The 17565-nt window shown below is 52.0% G+C and carries 15 protein-coding genes; 10 read left to right on the forward strand and 5 right to left on the reverse strand.

Going from position 1 to position 17565, the window contains the following annotated elements; all coding sequences use genetic code 11:
- Positions 1-186: 186 nt before the first annotated feature.
- The 3 genes from HAP95_RS06255 to HAP95_RS06265 are packed head-to-tail and all read left to right on the forward strand — an operon-like array spanning position 187 to position 2661.
- Positions 187-1518 (forward strand): sigma-54 interaction domain-containing protein, encoded by a 1332-nt coding sequence (locus tag HAP95_RS06255; RefSeq protein WP_215883431.1) that lies wholly within the window; start codon positions 187-189, stop codon positions 1516-1518.
- Positions 1505-2188: an alpha/beta hydrolase gene (locus tag HAP95_RS06260; protein WP_215883432.1), complete on the forward strand. Its 684-nt coding sequence runs from the start codon at positions 1505-1507 to the stop codon at positions 2186-2188. Before HAP95_RS06255 ends, HAP95_RS06260 begins: the two co-directional genes overlap by 14 nt.
- Positions 2185-2661 (forward strand): DUF4149 domain-containing protein, encoded by a 477-nt coding sequence (locus tag HAP95_RS06265; RefSeq protein WP_215883433.1) that lies wholly within the window; start codon positions 2185-2187, stop codon positions 2659-2661. Before HAP95_RS06260 ends, HAP95_RS06265 begins: the two co-directional genes overlap by 4 nt.
- 20 nt (positions 2662-2681) lie before the next feature.
- Here the strand turns inward: HAP95_RS06265 and HAP95_RS06270 are convergent, their stop codons facing one another.
- A complete protein-coding gene (locus HAP95_RS06270) occupies positions 2682-4109 on the reverse strand; it encodes a dihydrolipoyl dehydrogenase family protein (RefSeq protein ID WP_215883434.1) in 1428 nt (475 codons plus the stop codon).
- A 386-nt stretch (positions 4110-4495) separates the two neighbouring features.
- Here HAP95_RS06270 and HAP95_RS06275 point away from each other — a divergent pair, with 386 nt between their 5' ends.
- Genes HAP95_RS06275 through HAP95_RS06290 form a run of 4 tightly spaced genes read left to right on the forward strand, consistent with a single transcriptional unit; the run spans position 4496 to position 9020 of the window.
- Positions 4496-6001 carry an OpgD/OpgG family glucan biosynthesis protein gene (locus HAP95_RS06275; protein ID WP_226832607.1) on the forward strand — a complete coding sequence of 502 codons (1506 nt, stop codon included), beginning with the start codon at positions 4496-4498 and terminating at the stop codon, positions 5999-6001.
- Between the two features lie 5 nt (positions 6002-6006).
- The gene (locus HAP95_RS06280) at positions 6007-6510 is read left to right on the forward strand and encodes a hypothetical protein (protein WP_215883436.1); all 504 of its coding nucleotides are present in this window, start codon (positions 6007-6009) and stop codon (positions 6508-6510) included.
- A 1-nt stretch (position 6511) separates the two neighbouring features.
- Positions 6512-8596, forward strand: coding sequence for a glucans biosynthesis glucosyltransferase MdoH (mdoH, locus tag HAP95_RS06285; protein ID WP_226832608.1), 2085 nt, complete (start codon positions 6512-6514; stop codon positions 8594-8596).
- Between the two features lie 4 nt (positions 8597-8600).
- Complete coding sequence (locus tag HAP95_RS06290) at positions 8601-9020, forward strand: tetratricopeptide repeat protein (RefSeq protein ID WP_215883437.1); 420 nt, start codon at positions 8601-8603, stop codon at positions 9018-9020.
- Positions 9021-9147: 127 nt separating this feature from the next.
- Here the strand turns inward: HAP95_RS06290 and HAP95_RS06295 are convergent, their stop codons facing one another.
- A complete protein-coding gene (locus HAP95_RS06295; protein WP_215883438.1) occupies positions 9148-10191 on the reverse strand; it encodes a complex I NDUFA9 subunit family protein in 1044 nt (347 codons plus the stop codon).
- A 179-nt stretch (positions 10192-10370) separates the two neighbouring features.
- On the opposite strand from HAP95_RS06295, the gene HAP95_RS06300 reads away from it, so the two are divergent.
- Together HAP95_RS06300 and HAP95_RS06305 are read left to right on the forward strand one after the other, a co-directional pair.
- On the forward strand, positions 10371-10793 hold the full coding sequence (locus HAP95_RS06300; RefSeq protein ID WP_215883439.1) for a DUF423 domain-containing protein: 423 nt from the start codon (positions 10371-10373) through the stop codon (positions 10791-10793).
- 4 nt (positions 10794-10797) lie between these two features.
- Positions 10798-11187 carry a hypothetical protein gene (locus tag HAP95_RS06305; protein WP_215883440.1) on the forward strand — a complete coding sequence of 130 codons (390 nt, stop codon included), beginning with the start codon at positions 10798-10800 and terminating at the stop codon, positions 11185-11187.
- 76 nt (positions 11188-11263) lie between these two features.
- On the opposite strand, the gene HAP95_RS06310 is transcribed toward HAP95_RS06305, so the two are convergent.
- The 3 genes from HAP95_RS06310 to ppsA all read right to left on the reverse strand — a co-directional run bounded on the left by HAP95_RS06310 (position 11264) and on the right by ppsA (position 16727).
- Positions 11264-12727 carry an MFS transporter gene (locus HAP95_RS06310; protein ID WP_368356561.1) on the reverse strand — a complete coding sequence of 488 codons (1464 nt, stop codon included), beginning with the start codon at positions 12725-12727 and terminating at the stop codon, positions 11264-11266.
- A gap of 74 nt (positions 12728-12801) precedes the next feature.
- On the reverse strand, positions 12802-14325 hold the full coding sequence (gene gpmI / locus HAP95_RS06315; RefSeq protein WP_215883442.1) for a 2,3-bisphosphoglycerate-independent phosphoglycerate mutase: 1524 nt from the start codon (positions 14323-14325) through the stop codon (positions 12802-12804).
- Entirely contained in the window at positions 14322-16727 is a 2406-nt protein-coding gene (gene ppsA / locus HAP95_RS06320; protein ID WP_215883443.1) for a phosphoenolpyruvate synthase, read from the reverse strand. Before ppsA ends, gpmI begins: the two co-directional genes overlap by 4 nt.
- A gap of 166 nt (positions 16728-16893) precedes the next feature.
- Here ppsA and HAP95_RS06325 point away from each other — a divergent pair, with 166 nt between their 5' ends.
- Positions 16894-17562, forward strand: coding sequence for an SIMPL domain-containing protein (locus HAP95_RS06325; protein WP_215883444.1), 669 nt, complete (start codon positions 16894-16896; stop codon positions 17560-17562).
- Positions 17563-17565: the final 3 nt, after the last annotated feature.

Consider the following 17565-nt stretch of genomic DNA (forward strand, 5'->3'; position numbering starts at 1 on the left):
ATGCAGATATCTTTTTTAATTAAAAAATATTATTATTTCAATGTGTTACTTGTTTTCTTGAGCGGCATGTTTTTCTGAAGAGGCATTGGCCCTGCAGCCACACACCGGTAAACTGTCAAAAATGACATAGACGATCTGGCAGAGACTGCTACAATTGTCAGTGCGTAGATAGTGCAGCGGGGGGGTATGACTGATTTACTGAAACAATTGCGACCGGAAATGACTTCATTACTGGATTGTTTTAGTACTCCGGCTGTGCTTTTGTGCGGGGATTATACGGTGTTGGCTGCCAATCAGGCCTACCGGCGCGCTTTTGGCGATGGCAAACCCCTTCAGGGTCGACGTTGTGCGGAAATCATGGCCGAGGCTGGTTTTTCCTGCCAGCAAAGTGGCAATCACTGTCCTCTGGATACCTGCCAGCAAACGGGAGAGGATCAACATGTGGTCCATACCCATACCTCGGGTAATACCCAAATTGATTTGTACCCCATTCGTAATGAGCGCGCCGAAGTGGTTTATTTTCTCGAATTGCTCAATACCATCCCCGCAGACGCAACTCATGCGACACCAGCTATGGTCGGCCAATCGGAAGCCTGGCGAGAGGTGGTGCGCTTGATTCGACGGGTGGGTCCCGGAGATGCGGCGGTCCTCTTGCTGGGCGAATCGGGAACTGGCAAGGAACTGGCTGCAGCGGCGGTACACCAGGCCAGTCACCTCAGTCACGGGCCCTTCATCACCGTCGATTGCTCCGGCTTACCGGAAACGCTTTTTGAAAGCGAATTGTTTGGTCATGAAAAAGGTGCATTTACGGGTGCGCATTCCCGAAAAACTGGTTTGGTGGAAGCGGCCACCGGGGGTACTTTGTTTCTGGACGAAGTGGGTGACATTCCCCTTAACCTGCAGGTGAAATTGCTGCGACTTCTGGAAACCGGCACGTTTCGCAGGGTAGGGGGGGTTGAACCGATTCGTTCCCGGTTTCGACTGATTTCAGCAACGCACCGTCATCTGGAAAAAATGGTGGCGGAGGAGCGCTTTCGTCAGGACCTTTATTATCGCATCAACACATTCCCCATCGCTTTGCCGGCGTTGCGGGATCGTCTGGATGATGTTCCCTTGCTGGCTGCAGCCATTCTTCAGCGCATCCCGGTAGCCAAGGGGTTGCAACTGCACGCCGATACCTTACAGTTGCTGGGTCAGTACGCTTTTCCGGGCAACATCCGGGAGTTGCGCAATATTCTCGAACGTGCGGCGCTGTTGGCCGATGAACATTGGATACTCCCCCAGCATCTGCCACCGGCCCTGCAACAGCAAGGCATGCCACCCAAACAGGACAAGCATGAAAAAATTTCCGGCGTGGATGCCATTGTCCCCTTGGCGGATCTTGAGGCCCAGTATTTACGCTGGGCGCGGAGTACTTTTGGCGGTGATCGACGCAGTTTGGCCGTCCGACTGGGTGTCAGTGAGCGCACTCTTTATCGCAAACTGGATGCCTTGAAGGAGGCACATGGTCTTGAATGAAAACATCTGGCCGGAAGGCTTGTGGGTTCGACCTGCAGCGCAGCAAGTTGCTCCCTGCATTATGTTGATGCATGGCCTGGGTGCATCCAAAGAAGACCTTGCTCCCCTCGCAGACTTTGTGGATCCAGAAAAGCAGTTTCGCTGGGTTCTCCCTGATGCACCAGTACGTCCGGTAACCCTCAATGGCGGGCGTCCAATGCGGGCCTGGTATGATATTTATGGGCTGGGTCGGGATTCTGGCGAAGATGCAGCGGGTATGGAACAAATGGCGACACGCCTCGCTGCACTGATCGATCATGAACAGCAGCAGGCGGGTAATCATCCCTTGATCCTGGGCGGGTTTTCCCAGGGCGGGGCGATGGCCCTTTATTTAGCGTTTCATCACGCGTGCCCGGCGGCAGCCGTGCTGGCTCTGAGCGCCTATTTACCGCTTCGCCAGACGCTTCCGCAGGCCACTCAGGTGACTCCGATTTTCTGGGGGCATGGTCATTCCGATGCCGTTCTGCCTCTGGAATATATGGAAATTGCCCGGGACATCATGGAATCCCGAGGGTACGCCCTTAGTACCCATATTTATCCCATGGATCATAGTATTTGTGCGGAAGAGCTCGTGGAAGCACGGAAATTTTTGGACCGCATGGTCATGCAAGGAAATTTAAAAAAATCATGAATACCCTCTGGATTGAGCAGTTTGTACATATTCTCTCGGTGATTGTCTGGATTGGCGGCCTGTTTTTTGTGACGATGGTGCTGGCCCCGACCCTGAAAAAAGAAATCACTCAGAACAGCACGCGTATTGCATTAATGCATGTATTGCTGCGCCGTTTCTTTTTCTGGATGTTGCTCGCGGCTTTCCTGTTACTGCTGACCGGTTACAGCATGGTGTTCGTGTTCTACGGAGGATTTGCCGCTCTTACCATCCCCGAATGGGTCATGGTAGTTTTGGGCACGATCATGGTGATGATAGTTCTGCATACCTATTTTGCACCCCTCAAACGACTGCGCCGGGCAGTGCGCGATCAGGACTGGCAGGCGGGTTCCAAGGCCTTGGGTCAAGTCAGGATGCTGGCTAGCACCAATCTTGTGCTGTCCTTCATTGTCATCCTGGTGGGTATATGGGGCGTGTTTGGCACGCCCTGGTGATAATGACCGATTTTTGAAACCTAATCAGATGACTCCGCAGACCCGAAAATCTGTGCTTCCAATCCCCAGCGGGCTGCCAGTGTTTCGGTCGCATTAACCAGTTCTTCGGCTCGGGATGGATGGTTGACACGAATTTCGGCAATGCGGCGCAGCGCTTCTTCGCGATTGCCACTATTGGCGAGCAGATGAATCAGCTCTCCAGCATCCCGGCCGACAATTTCGCCGCCCAGTAACTCACCACTATCCATATCAGCGAGCAGCCGTACGAAACCTGCCGTGTCATCCTGACCCATTGCTCTTGGAGAGGTCTCAAACGCTGCGAATCCTACGGCCGGTTCATAGCCTTCATCTTCCGCCGTGTCATCATCCAGACCAATGCGCGCCAGTTCGACTGCCGAATAAACCAGTTCTGGTACCCAGGCCGGATTCCGCTCCTGTTTTTCTTCACTGAGCAGGTTGTGAATGATGATTTGGGCGTCGCTCAGGGCCTGGTTGGCGTTCATGATAGGGCCCACTACATCCCCCAGGGCAAAAATGCCCGGTTCTGCTGTTTCCAGGTGTTCATCTGTCTGTACAAAGCCTTTTTCATCAAGTTCCACAGCCGTATTTTCCAGACCCAAGCCCTGGGTAAAAGCCTGACGCCCGGTGGCCAGCAGTACCCAGTCGCCCTGTACGGATTGCCCGTCTTCTGCAAAAACCGTTACGCCCTGACCATCCTCGGCAATGCGTGCTACGCGAAAATGCTCGACGGCCTGAATATCCAGGGCTTTGAGGGCGGCTTTCAGGGTATCCTTGGCCTGTGGTGAATATTGGGTATGGGCCAGTGAGGCGGAGTTCACCAGCCACTGCACTTCTTTATCCAACTGATCGAAAATATAGGCAAACTCGGTGCCGATTACACCGCCGCCAATCAATATAACGCGCTTGCCTGCCGGAGCCCCGTCGTCATAAAGCATGTCGCTGGTGAGCACTTTCCCAGAAATGGTCTGGATGCCCTCGGGAAGGGTAGGGGTGGATCCTGTTGCGATAATTGTGTACTGGGTTTGGATCTGGCTGCTGCCAGTTGAGCTGTCAATGCTAATATGCTGGGCATCTACAAAGCTGCCGGTTCCTTCCAACAGTTGCACCCCCAGACGTTTGAGGTAATCCACATAACTTTTGCGTACGGACTCGACTACCTGGTGCTGGTGTTCCCAGGCTTGAGCCATGTCTCCCTTCAGTTTTGTGCCAATAACGCCGCGTTTGGCAAAATGCCGACTTTGTTCAATCCATTTAGCGGTTTCGTGCCAGTCTTTTTTGGGAACACAGCCACGATTGAGGCAGGTTCCGCCCCAGGTGGCACTTTCTATAATCGCTACTTTTTGGCCACGTAAAGCCGCTAAAACCGCAGCACGATAGCCGCCCGGTCCGCTGCCAATAATGGTGATGTCTACTTGATAATTACTCATAAGTCCATCCTTATCATTCGGTTGAAAAATATTTCAAAAGTAGTTTATGAAGCATTTTACAGTGATAAAATTCCCTGTTGTTTTTCGGCGACGAGATGATTTTTGTTATGGTTCCGGTTTGCCGTCGCGCAGAGTTGTATCAGTTTAACAGGAAATTGCGATAAATTAATACTTTCAGTACGTTACATTTTATCCGCAAAATTATTGATGAATGACAGCATTTTCCATAGCATTTTTTATGGTTAACTTCGGTTTAGCGCGTCGGGCAGAAGCGACAAAAAAATCAGGTTATTTAAAAAAAATATAATTTAAACAAATAGTTAATATTTTGGTACGAGAATTGCTTAACCATCGTCATGAACTATTTATATCGGAATCATTCCTCCTTGAAGCTTGCTTCTGCCATTCTGCTCAGCCTGACAGGCTGGGCCTTCAGCATTGCGGCGTCGGCGGATGATTTTAACATGCAGACCGTAGAGTCCAAGGCCCAGGCACTGGTAGATGCGCATTATAATCCCAAGCCTTTGCCGATTCCTTCCTTTCTCAAAAATCTAAGTCCTGAACAGTACAGCCAGATTCAGGACACAACGCCTTTGTGGCAGAACGAGAATACGCCTTTTCAGGCACAATTTTATCTGCCCGGTTCCTGGTTTCATCAGCCTGAAGTCATTCGCGAAGTGATCAATGGCAAGGTGCGTCCCATCCCCTTTAATCTCGGGGACTTCAGTTTTGGTCATTTAAAGGTACCCGCTGATCTGCCGAGTGACCTGGGTTATGCCGGATTCCGCTTGTTGGCGCCCCTGAACACTCCGCCGAACTATAACGAATTTATTTCCTTTCTGGGCGCAACGTACTTTCGTGCGGTGGGTAAACATGCCGTTTATGGTACTTCAGCACGCGGTCTGGGTATTGATACGGCCCAACCATCTGGGGAAATATTTCCTTATTTCAAAGAGATCTGGTTGGAAAAGCCACAGGCCGGTGCGCAGGATATGGTGGTTTATGCGCTTATGGACAGTCCAGTAGCCACAGGTGCTTATCGCTTCACCATCCAGACCGGTGACAGTACGACTGTACAGGTGCAGGCCACCATATATTTGCGTAAACCCGTTCAGGTGCTTGAACTCGCGCCTTTGACCAGCATGTACTGGCACGGTCATGGTCGTGGTATCACCGCCGGGGACTGGCATCCCGCACAGCATGATTCCAGCGATCTGGTCATGGCCAATGGTAATGGCGAATGGTTGACCCGCCCGATTGATAATCCCCTGCAGATTCAGACTACGACCTACAACATGGATCACCCGGTAGGCTTCGGTCTGATTCAGGAAGATCGTGATTTTTCTGCTTATCAGGGTATCGAAACCCAATACCAGCGCCGTCCCAGTGTTTGGGTGCAACCGGTAGGCGACTGGGGGAAGGGGCAGGTACGCCTTGTTGAGCTGCCCACCAATAACCGGGACATGGACAATATTGATGTTTTCTGGGTTCCTGATCAGGAACCCGCCCCGAAAACGCCCCTGCATTTTGCCTACAACTTGCGTTTCTTTCTGGATAACCATGGCCTGATTCCTTTGGCACATCCAGTCGGAACCTATCTTGGCGATGACCCGAAAACCGCCGGAGCGCGTACCGTCGTTATTGATTTTGGCGGTGGTGCACTGACGAAATTGCCCGGGAATATGCCTATTAAAGCCCATCTCGCAGCTGAAAATGGGGCTCAGATTTTGAGCCAAAAGCTGGAATGGGAGGCTAAGGATCATTTTTGGCGGGTGATTGCGGTCATACATCCGCAAACGGCTTCACCCAGTAATGTGCGTTGTTATTTAACCCTCGATAAGCAGGTTATGACCAATACCTGGACTTATCTTCTTCATGCGGCAAAGGAGTAGGTGTAATGTTTAAAGATGAATCAAGCTACAGCGTCAATCCTGCGGGTGAGTGGCTGGCAGGTTGTACAGCAGAGGCCCTGGTCGTCGCAAATAGCGCACCCGTTCTTGTTCGTATGGAGCGGTATATGGCGCGCCTGGCGTTAACTGATGCCCAGCGTTTATGGATACGTGGTCAGGTGATCAGCCAGTTGCAAGGCGTGGAAACCCATCAGGATGCGCTTTATGCCCGGGCTTTTGCGAGCCTGCATCAGGCACTGGCGACTCTGGGTAATGGCGATGAACTGGATGCCCGCCTGGATCTTTCCCTGCGCATGACCGCAAATGCGGCACAGGATGCCCGGTCATGCCGTTGGTTACAGCAGCAGGTAGCGCCTGCTATTCAGCGCAGCAACATGGCCTCTCTTCCCATGAATCGTTCCTGGCTGGCTGCTGCATCGCGCCTGTGGCAGGCATTGTTTAGCCGCAGCAAGGTATTGACGAGCCGCCGTATTTTGACCGGAGAAGTCTGAATTGGCACGGGCTATGGCCCGGCAGTGGGAAACCATCAGCCGCTACCGACGTTACTGGTTAAGTGCCTTTATTATTTTGCCGGCCTGTAGTGCGGGCCTGATGCTGGATCAGGTTCTTGCCGATCGCTTACCGCTCTGGCTGGAAATTCCTACTCTCATCATATTTTCCATGTTGTTTGCCTGGATTTCTGCAGGCTTCTGGACGGCGCTGGTTGGCTTTATCCTGCTGATGAGCGGGCGCACTGATACCGCCCCCGGTAGTCCCGAACTCCGCCTGGCTGAGCCCCTCCCACAGAATAAAGTGGCGATCCTCATGCCCATTTATAATGAAGAAGTGGAGCGGGTGGCTGCTGGCCTACAGGCCACTTTCAAATCCTTGCAGCGGGCTGGTGCCTTGGCCCATTTTGAATTTTTTCTGCTCAGTGATACCCGCAATCCTGATGTCTGGTTACGGGAAGAACTGGTCTGGTCGGCGCTTTGTGAGTCTTTGGATGCTTTTGGCAAAATTCATTATCGACGACGTCCGGTTAACAATAAGGCCAAAAGTGGCAATGTCGCTGATTTTTGCAGACGCTGGGGTCGCGCTTACGAATATATGGTAGTGCTGGATGCTGATAGTGTCATGAACGGTGAAACCCTCTATCGCATGCTGGAAATGATGGAAGGTAATCCGCATGTGGGTATCATTCAGACCCAGCCGGTGGCCGTCAATCGGGAAACCTTGTATGCCCGCCTGCAACAATTTGCGCAGCATCTGTATGGCCCGATTTTTAGCGCAGGATTGCGTTTCTGGCAGTTGGGTGACGGGCATTACATTGGTCATAATGCCATTTTACGAACTGCACCGTTCACCGAATATTGCGCCTTGCCCGTACTACCCGGTCGGCCCCCTCTGGGTGGGCCCTTACTCAGTCATGATTTTGTCGAAGCGGCCCTGATGGCCAGAAATGGCTGGGAAGTGTGGTTTGTACCCAGTCTGTCCGGTAGTTATGAAGAAGTCCCCCCCACCCTGATAGATGATTTGAAACGGGATAGGCGCTGGGCGCAGGGCAATCTGCAACATCTGCGTTTATTGGCCGGGGAGGGCTTGCGTTCTGCCCACCGTTTCCTGTTCATCAACGGGGCCATGTCTTTTCTGGCGGCACCGCTCTGGGGACTGTTTTTGATTCTTGGCGCGTTGGGTTCACTGCATTGGGCTGGTGGAGGGAATGATGATACGGTGACACCATTTCATTGGGGAAGTGGCATTGATCCCTTGCCGTTCTGGTTGTTTGGAGTGACGGCTGTTTTACTGCTTTCGCCCAAGTGGATGGCGGTTCTCTGGGTGGCCCGTCAGCCTGGTCGCCGTCAGCAATTTGGAGGATTGTTTCATCTTATTCTGAGCATGCTGGTCGAGAGTTTGTTTTCGGTTTTGATGGCCCCTATCCGGATGGCTTTTCATAGTCAGTTTGTCATTCAAACCCTCATGGGGAAGGGCGTACGTTGGGGATCTCAGGTGCGTGGTGACCAGGAAACCAGCTGGTCAGTAGCCCTGCGTTTTTTTGGCTGGTGTTCGGCACTGGGTTTGGTGCTGGCAGTCGCTCTGTACCCCTTTTTGGGATTCTGGCATTTTGTCTGGTTGGTTCCAATTTTGGGTGGCCTGGTTGCCGCTGTGCCTTTGGGCGCATGGACCAGTCGCCCTGGACTGGGACGCTGGGCACGCCAGCAGCGCCTGTTTGTGATTCCCGAGGAGGTCATCGTTCCGGAAGAATTACAGGCGCTGGATAGTGACAGTGTGGCCTATCTCCCACACATTGAGGGTGATGCTTTTGTGCAGGTTGTGGTAGATCCTCGTTTTAATGCCATTCACAGCGCCTTGCAGCGCAATCGCACCGGATTATGGCCTCGTGCCGCCAATCTTTGCCATAAGGCTCTGGAAGAAGGCCCGCAGCAACTCAGCAATCGCGAGCGCAATATCCTCTTGAGTGATCGCAACTCCATGCTGTCTCTACACCGGGCCGTCTGGTCCATGAATGACCGGGAACGCTTGACGGCCTGGGGTGTGGAGAGTGACGATCAAGACTTGATCAATCAGGCAGGACAATAACCCCATGGCAAAAAATGGTGAAACCCTTGATCTCATGGCTCTGGCTGGAATCCGCAATGATCTGGATGATCTCCGCGCCCGTGCCCAGGCAGGAGATCCCGTAGCCCAGTTCAATATGGGCGTGAAATACGCCGAAGGGTCTGAGGTCCCTCAGGATTACCAGGAAGCCGCGCGCTGGTACAGTGCGGCGGCAGATCAGAATGATGCACCGGCACAATTCAATCTGGGCTTGCTGTTTTACCAGGGGCAGGGCTTGCGTAAGGATTTATCCTGCGCTTACGAGTTATTCAGCCTCGCCGCAGCTCAGGGAGATACGCGTGCCCAGGCCGGGATGACGGCGATTCTCGGCGAAGTCCCCACTGAACTCGCTGAGGAGCTCATTGAAAACTTTGGGCAGGGCGACCAGGGCGCCGCTACCCACTAAGCTGAAAACGGCAAATCTACCTAAAGCCTTTTAGTGGCTTAAGCTGATCGCCTAGTTGCCCCTGACAAGGTCTATTACCCGTCAGGAAGCATACGAACCCGCCAGGGAAGGGTTATTTGCTGCAGTTTTAGCGGCGGTTACGGATTGCTGATAAGCGTTCGGTATGCTGACCTTTGCCGCCCAGATAAGTCGGCACAATACTTTCAATGGCTGTTGGCTGAATATTAAATACTTCCTGCAAATCCTTTTTGCTGGAAATATTATCTACGGACAATGATTTCAAATTGTCGCGTGTCAGCACCTTGCCTGGCAGTTTTTCCATCAGTCCCGCTTGCAGGTTGCCCAATAAAGGACAGAGCGCAATCACCTTGCGATGTGTGCCAATCAGGCTTTGGGTATAAGCAATTAACTCGCCCAGGGTATAGACCTTGGGACCGCAGAGATCATAAGCCTTGCCATACGTTTTTTCGTCGTCTATGGACTGCACAAATGCACTCACTACATCTTCAATCCACACCGGCTGCATTTTCGCCTCAGTGCCGGCCATGGGTAAAAAGAATGGAATATTGCGCAGCAGTTGAGCAAAGCGATTAAAGAAGCTGTCCCCTTCACCAAATATGATCGAAGGGCGAAATGAAGTCACTTTAAGGCCACGACCCCAGAGTAATTTTGGACCATTCAGATAATTGAAATAGCCGTTTTTGGCGCTATTTTCGCCAGACTGACGGATGATTTCTTCACCGATACCTTTGGATCGCAGGTAGGCACTGGGGGCAATGGGGTTGGCACCAAGGGCGCTCATATGCAGGAGCCGGGGAATGCCCAGATGTCCACAAAGATTGGCGACCAGACGGGGAAGCTCAATATGGTTTTTTTCAAAATCACCATGGCGTTCGGGCGGATAATCGCTGCGCCCCGGACGGTTTTCGTTGAGGATGCCCACCAGATTGATGACTACATCCCGACCTTTTAGTTGCTGCTCCAGCGCAATGGGTTCATGCACATTACATTCAACAACCTCTACCTGTGGCAGAACCAGCAGGTTTTCGCGGTTACGCTCCCGATTGCGGGTCAGAATCCGAATCTGGTGCCCATCCTGACTGAGGCGCTCCGCCAGATGTCGGCCGACAAAACCCGTGCCACCAAGAATACAGATTTTATGTGTTGCCATGAGCTTATAGTCCTCCGCAAATTATTAGCCAGAGCATAGCACAGCCAGCCTGCCCAGATGCTGCAGAAAGTTTGAATCAGGGCATGAAGGTAGGCTATAAGAGAAACAGATCTGGCTGAATGTGACCGTTGAGCCGGAAATACCCGGAAACTGCGACGTACAAAATCGAGGAGAAAGGAATGGCGGAATGTAGTAATAAAAACGCTGCGCGCCGGGGAGGACAAATTTCCGCGTTAGGTGCTTTGTTGGTGGGTTTGGCTATTATTGCCGGAGCGGCGGGTGACCATCTGGTCGCTGGGCAGGTGAGCAAGCAGAGTTTGCATGTGTACGATATTGCCGTGCGTTTTCAGATTTATAATGCGCTAGGTTTGGTTCTGCTGGGTATTTTGATTCGATTATGGGGTAAAAGACGGCTGCTTTGTGCTGCGGCGCTGTTGATGGCCCTGGGTGTGCTTTTTTTCTGCGGAGCGCTTTATTTGCTGGTAATGACTGGTCAGTCATTCTGGGCCATTTTTGCTCCTTTGGGGGGCACAGCATGGATTGTCGCCTGGTTGCTTCTTGCCATTGGTCTCTGGCAGGCATCCAGGCAAGTGAAGGAGTAACGTAATGCTTATTGCCAAAAATGACGCTTATCATAAACAACTGGATTTTGCGGACGCTGAAATCGGTGACGTGTTCTGGGTCGTCGAACATGTGCCTTATAGCGGCACCATTCAAGGGGTTCAAAAATATACAGTCACTGAAATTCGCTCCAAACTGGTTATTTGTCAATCGGAATTGGCTAAGCCGCTGAAAATAAAACGGAGTACCCTGCAGGAAAACTGTTACCTCGAAAATGATCCGTATTTTGCAGACATATGGAAAACCTTTGAAATCAGTAGCCAGGTCGAATGGGTCCGCAAATTGATCAAGGAACATGAAAGCCGTGACTTTGATCAGGAAGTCGTTGACGCCATTCTGGCCTGGCAACGCCGGGTGGAAATGCGACGGGAATAGGAATCAGCAGGGCGCCGGCCAAAGTCGCTGCAAAGCTCCCAGACCAACTGCCGTATTCAGGTTTGGGTGCATGAAGCTACTGTGGCACTTCCGGGCCATGATGTTCTTCGAGGGTTTTACCATGGCCCTGGACCCGGAAGGTCCAGGTCATTCCCAGACCAAGCAAACTCACCAGAATCATGAGCATCAACACGGCTGAAAGCCCCCAGTTTGCCTGAATGAGTGGTAGTAAAAATACGCTGATGGTGGCACCTATTTTGGCGACTGCAGCGGCAAATCCGGACCCGAACGCGCGTATCTGAGTAGGATACATTTCTGTGGGTAAAATAAAGGTGGTGGCATTAGGACCCATGGTCATGAACAAATTGAAAAGCATGAAGCCAGCGAGGATCAGGTAATATTGGCTGATTTCATTCCCCGTATGCTGCTGTGCAGCACTGAGCAGTAGTCCCATTCCGGTAATCATGCCCACAAAACCGATAAGTTGCATATGAATGCGCCCCAGTTTGGGCACTGCCCAGAGCGACAGCAATGAACCCAGCAACAGGAACAGGTCTACCTTGCCACTATCCAGCGCGTTGCTGAGATCTTTCCCCAATGTGGAGCTTAATTCGGGCAGATTGGTACGCAGGCTGCCAAGCAGAATGGTGGTGAACAAACCTATTCCATAGGTGGCAATGTCCATAAAAAACCAGGGGAGGGTGACCAGCAGGGTCCGCCGACGATATTCCGGCGCAAATAACGTGGCGACACCCAAATGATGACCAGGCAAAATTTTGGCAACATGATGATGTTTTCTACCCAGGCGTTGGGCAATCTGCAGTAATTGGCTTTTTTTATCCGGGGCAAAGCGGGCAAGAATTTTTGCGGCCTGAGCATTGCGGCCATGGCCCATACACCAGCGTACACTTTCCGGCAGACCCAGACGTCCGATCAGATAGGGAAGCACCACCAGAATTTCTGCGGCCAGTAACCAACGCCAGGTATCATCGCCAGTTTTAGCATTCTGAAGCAGGAGAATAGCCAAGGCGACGCCCGCCAACATGCCGACGGACTGGATAGCGATGGACGCGGCCATCATTCTGCCCCGGCGTCCCTGGGGCATAAACTCTGCCAGATAGCTGCTGGCGACCGGAAAATCCATGCCTATGCCGATGCCCAGCAACAGTTCTGCCTGGGTCAGAATGGTGGCATTGGGTGCAAATGCCGCTAATGAGGCGGCAATAATCAGCAGAATCATATCACTGATCATGACCGGTTTGCGGCCCCAACGATCGGCGATATGTCCTCCCAACAGGGCACCAATGACGGTTCCTCCCATGAGCATGGCAGCTACCATGCCGACACTGGTAGCCGGCATGTGAAAGCGGGGAATTACCAGCGGCAGGGTGACACCCAGCAAAAACATGGAAACCCCACTTAAAAGGGTGCCTCCCGTAGACAAGGCCCAAATCCGATAGTGGATGGGTAACATCGGGCTTTTGTCGAGTATGTCGGTCATTGCGGCATGATCAAGATGAATAGCGTGCGCAGTGTCCACAAGTGGTACAGCGGGTTTTTTTAATCTAACCGTATTGGCCGTGCTTGCGTGGATGTCGGCTGTTGGATCTGGATTCAACGCAGCTTGTCCCGGAGAATCAGACTTCTCCCCGTCATTTCAGAGGGCTGGGAAAGTCCCATAAGATCGAGAATGGTTGGCGCAATATCAGCGGTACCCCGGCCAATTCCCAACTTTGCGCCTCCATGACCAATCAGGAGCATGGGTACGGGATAGACAGTGTGCTGGGTATGGGGTTCACCGCTCACTGGATCGACCATTTCATCGCAATTTCCGTGATCAGCCGTCAGGATGATTTTGAAACCGTGCTGACGAGCTGCCTGTGTGACCCGATGAAATTGTAGATCGAGGGTTTCTACCGCGCGGAGAATGGCCGGGATTTTAGCGGTATGACCGACCATGTCACCATTGGCAAAATTGACAATGACAAAGTGATATTGGTCGCTTTCCAGCGCTGCAATAATACGATCTGCGACTTTGGCCGCACTCATTTCCGGCTGGAGATCATAGGTGGCTACCTGTGGAGAAGGAATGATTTCTCGATCTTCTCCCTTGAAGGCTGCTTCGCGGCCACCGTTGAAAAAATAGGTGACATGCGCATATTTTTCCGTTTCTGCACAATGGAATTGTTGCAGACCGGCGTCACTGATGATTTCCGCCAAAACTTTTACCGGGATTTCCGGCGGGAACAGGACTGGAAAGGGATAGGCGTCATTATAAGAAGTCATGCATAAGGCGGCTCTGGCGTTTTCTGAACCGCGATCAAAATGTTCAAATTCGGGCATGGCCATGGCGGCACTCAATTGCCGCATACGATCAGAGCGAAAGTTGAAAAAGAATACAGATTCATTGGGGGCAATACGGTTTTCCTGCGGATTGCCAATGACGGTGGGTTGAATAAATTCGTCTCCTTCCCCGCGTTGCCAGGCTTCCTGAACAGCCGATTGAGCTGTCGCTGAATGCAGCCCTTCACCTTTCAGTAAGGCAGCCCAGGCTTTTTGGGTGCGATCCCAATGGCTGGCCCGATCCATGGCGGTATAGCGACCACATACGCTGGCGATTTTACCACTGCCCAGCTCGTGCAGGCGCTTTTCCAGTATCTGGACGAAAACATTCGCACATTGCGGGGCTGTATCCCGCCCATCCGTAATCATGTGGATGATCGGTTCCACACCCGCCTGAACCACCAGGGGTAGAATCTCCAGCAAATGGTCAATATGGGAATGCACGCCGCCATCAGAGACCATCCCAACCAGGTGCAGGCGCCGGGTATTTTGTAAAATATTTTGCCAATTCTGAATGTTGGCAAAGCTGCCATCAGCCAGACTGTCTGATATGCGGACCATGTCCTGAAGTAGTATGCGCCCTGAGCCCAGTGTCAAATGACCGACTTCCGAGTTTCCAAATTGTCCATCGGGCAGGCCCACTGCCCGCCCGGATGCCTGCAGGGCGGTATGGGGGAAACTGGCAAAGTAATGATCCAGATGCGGCGTGTGGGCCTGTGCCCAGCCGTTGTAAGCCCGATTGGGATTCAGGCCGAAACCATCAAAAATGACTAACAGCACGGGTTGAATGTTCAAGAGGTTTCTCGCTTTTCCAGTTCCAGAATATGCAGGGTGGTTTTCAGTACGGAATCCGGGTTGAGGCTCATAGATTCAATGCCGATATTGACCAGAAACTCAGCCATTTCCGGATAGTCTGAAGGAGCCTGACCACAAATTCCAGAATGGATACCATGCCGTTTACAGCCATCCACAGCGAGGCGGATCATGATTTTTACCCCTTCGTCCCGCTCGTCGTAGTCAAACGCGACGATCTCCGAATCCCGATCAACCCCGAGTGTGAGCTGGGTGAGATCATTACTGCCAATGGAAAATCCGTCAAAGCGTTGGGCAAACTCATCAATTAAAATTACGTTATTGGGAACTTCGCACATGGCATAAATTTTCAGGCCATTTTCGCCGCGCTTCAGGCCAAATTCTGCCATTTGCGCAAGAACGTCATCAGCTTCCTGCACGCGGCGTACAAAAGGCAGCATCAAAATGACATTATCCAGGCCCATGGTTTCGCGCACTCTTTTCATGGCCAGGCATTCCAGATGAAAACCTTCTCTGTACGCTGGATGTGCATAGCGGGAGGCGCCCCGAAAGCCCAGCATGGGATTGTCTTCATCGGGTTCGAAGCCGCGCCCCCCAAGCAATGAGGCATATTCGTTGCTTTTGAAATCAGACATGCGTACCACTACCGGTTTGGGATAAAAAGCGGCAGCCAGGGTGCCGACTCCCTCTGATAGCCGTTCCACAAAAAAATCCTGGGGCTGCGTGTAGCCTTGGGTGAGCTTCGCCAAGGCCAGACGCTCCTGTGGGTCTTTTACCTTTTCCGGGTACAGCAAGGCCATGGGATGCGCTTTGATGGTATTGCTGATGATGAATTCCATCCGCGCCAGACCAATACCATCGCTGGGTAGATTGGCCGTCTGGAAAGCTATTTCCGGGTTGCCCAGATTGATCATGATTTTGGTTTTGGGTCTGGGGAGTGCGGCCAGATCGGTATGCTGAACGGTAAACGGCAATTGACCCGCATAAATGTTTCCCATATCGCCTTCCGCACAGGAAACCGTGACAGGTTCACCGTCATGCAGTATTTCGGTAGCCGTTTCTGCGCCTACTACCGCCGGAATACCCAGTTCACGGGCGATGATGGCGGCGTGGCAGGTGCGTCCGCCGCGATTGGTGATGACCGCCGCCGCATTTTTCATGACCGGTTCCCAATCTGGCGTGGTGGTGTCTGCTACCAGTATTTCACCGGGGCGAAACTCGGCGAGATGTTCAAGGCTACGAATAATCCGGACGGGTCCGGAAGCAATTTTGCTGCCCACGGCGCGGCCTCTGCCCAGAATTTTCCCGCGTTCACCCAGAATATACTCCTCCAGAATTTGTCCCTTTTTTTGCGAAGCAACGGTTTCCGGTCTGGCCTGAACCATGTAAATTTCACCATCCAGACCGTCTTTTGCCCACTCCATGTCCATGGGTCGGCTTTCGCCCATTTTCTGGCTGTAGTGATTTTCAATTTTGATGGCATAGTCAGCCAGGATAAATATATCCGCATCATTCAGACAAAAGCGTTCTTGCTCATCGAGATGCGTAGGTACGTTGCGGGTACCATGGCGGGTGTCTCCCTCGGTATAAATCATTTTGATTTTTTTGCTGCCGAGCACTCTGCGCAAAACGGCCTTTTTCCCTTTCTGGAACGAGGGCTTGAAAACATAATATTCATCGGGATTGACGGTTCCCTGGACGACATTTTCACCCAAACCCCAGGATGCCGTAATAAATACGGCATCTCTAAAACCGGTTTCAGTGTCCAGCGAAAACATGACGCCACTGGTGGCGAGATCGGAGCGCACCATTTTCATGATGACAATCGATAGAGCCACCTTGAAATGATCAAAACCCTGATCAACGCGATAATGAATGGCCCGGTCGGTAAACAGGCTGGCAAAGCAACGTCGACAGGCATCCAGCAAAGCGACCGCTCCGGAAATGTTCAGATAAGTGTCCTGCTGTCCAGCGAAACTCGCCGTAGGCAGATCTTCTGCGGTAGCGGAAGAACGCACGGCTAGAGACAGTGTATCTCCGTATTCCTGACGTAATTGGGCGTAAGCGGCCAAAATTTCGTTTTGCAAATCTTCGGGAAGGGGCGCGCTGTAGACAATTTCACGAGCCTTGGCACCCCGTTTGGCCAGATCCCGAACGTCATCGGGGTCCAGGCCGTCCAGTGCTTCATGCAGCTTTGGCCAGGCACCGGCCTGATCCAGTAAATAGTGATAGGCGTCGCCGGTAATGGCAAAGCCGTTGGGTACTTTCACTCCCTGCGGCGTGAGTTGGCGATACATCTCTCCCAGAGAAGCATTTTTACCACCGACCAAGGGCACATCTTCTATGCGAATCTCATTAAAAAAACGTGTGTATTTCGCAGTCATAGGATTCTCTCCAGATAAATCAGAGTAAAGACTCTGAATAAAAGATAGTCAAGGAAATGGCTGTAGACAAGCTATTCCCTATTATCGGGGGCACTCTGGTATGATTACCGGCGAAATAGCGAAGGTTCTTAAAATGGGTAAGTTACTGAATGGAGCGCGAGGCTAAATGAAAAATTCAATGAAAATGATGCTATGGGGTTTATTACCCGTTTCGCTGTTGGCTTCAGCGAGGACTGCTGCTCAGGAAATAAATCTCAGCGTGCAACAAGCTTATCATGTGCCTAATACGCTCATGGTTGCGCAGTTGCAGGCCAGTGCCAACGGGGTAAATGCTGCAGAGCTGGCGCAAAAAGTGAACGCAAAAATGCGTTGGGCCTTGCAGCAGACGGGGAAAGTCGATCATGTGCAGGCGCAGACGATGAATTATCACACTCAACGTGATTATGTGGATGGTAAACCTGATGGCTGGACCGTACAGCAGACTTTGCAGGTCAGCACTCCACAATCCTCCCGGCTGGATCAGCTCCTGGGAGATTTACAATCCCGTCTGGAGCTGGTTTCCATGCAGGCCGCCCCTACCGAAAGTGCCCGTGAAAGCGCTGCAACGGCAGCAGCCCATCAGGCTATTCAGCGCTTTAAGCTGCGTGCGAATAACTATTGTAAGGATTTTGGTTATTCGCAAAGCGTGCTGAATTCTGTACAGATTAATGCGTTACGCAGTTCTCCCGGGCCAGTGGTGATGATGGCGGTTCGTGCTCCAGTGGCAAGTGCTCCCGGTGAATCGGCGATGTCTGTGGAGGTTTCCGGTTCAGTGCATTGTCTGAATGGACAGTGACAG

This window comes from Acidithiobacillus sulfurivorans, from assembly GCF_018853815.1.
GTDB lineage: Bacteria > Pseudomonadota > Gammaproteobacteria > Acidithiobacillales > Acidithiobacillaceae > Acidithiobacillus > Acidithiobacillus sulfurivorans.

What these genes read in the sequence shown, in the direction of transcription:
- HAP95_RS06255 (WP_215883431.1), top strand. Translation starts at nt 187, where the DNA reads ATGACTGATTTACTGAAACAATTGCGACCGGAAATGACTTCATTACTG.
- HAP95_RS06260 (WP_215883432.1), top strand. Translation starts at nt 1,505, where the DNA reads ATGGTCTTGAATGAAAACATCTGGCCGGAAGGCTTGTGGGTTCGACCT.
- HAP95_RS06265 (WP_215883433.1), top strand. Translation starts at nt 2,185, where the DNA reads ATGAATACCCTCTGGATTGAGCAGTTTGTACATATTCTCTCGGTGATT.
- HAP95_RS06270 (WP_215883434.1), bottom strand. Translation starts at nt 4,109, where the DNA reads ATGAGTAATTATCAAGTAGACATCACCATTATTGGCAGCGGACCGGGC.
- HAP95_RS06280 (WP_215883436.1), top strand. Translation starts at nt 6,007, where the DNA reads ATGTTTAAAGATGAATCAAGCTACAGCGTCAATCCTGCGGGTGAGTGG.
- HAP95_RS06290 (WP_215883437.1), top strand. Translation starts at nt 8,601, where the DNA reads ATGGCAAAAAATGGTGAAACCCTTGATCTCATGGCTCTGGCTGGAATC.
- HAP95_RS06295 (WP_215883438.1), bottom strand. Translation starts at nt 10,191, where the DNA reads ATGGCAACACATAAAATCTGTATTCTTGGTGGCACGGGTTTTGTCGGC.
- HAP95_RS06300 (WP_215883439.1), top strand. Translation starts at nt 10,371, where the DNA reads ATGGCGGAATGTAGTAATAAAAACGCTGCGCGCCGGGGAGGACAAATT.
- HAP95_RS06305 (WP_215883440.1), top strand. Translation starts at nt 10,798, where the DNA reads ATGCTTATTGCCAAAAATGACGCTTATCATAAACAACTGGATTTTGCG.
- ppsA (WP_215883443.1), bottom strand. Translation starts at nt 16,727, where the DNA reads ATGACTGCGAAATACACACGTTTTTTTAATGAGATTCGCATAGAAGAT.
- HAP95_RS06325 (WP_215883444.1), top strand. Translation starts at nt 16,894, where the DNA reads ATGAAAAATTCAATGAAAATGATGCTATGGGGTTTATTACCCGTTTCG.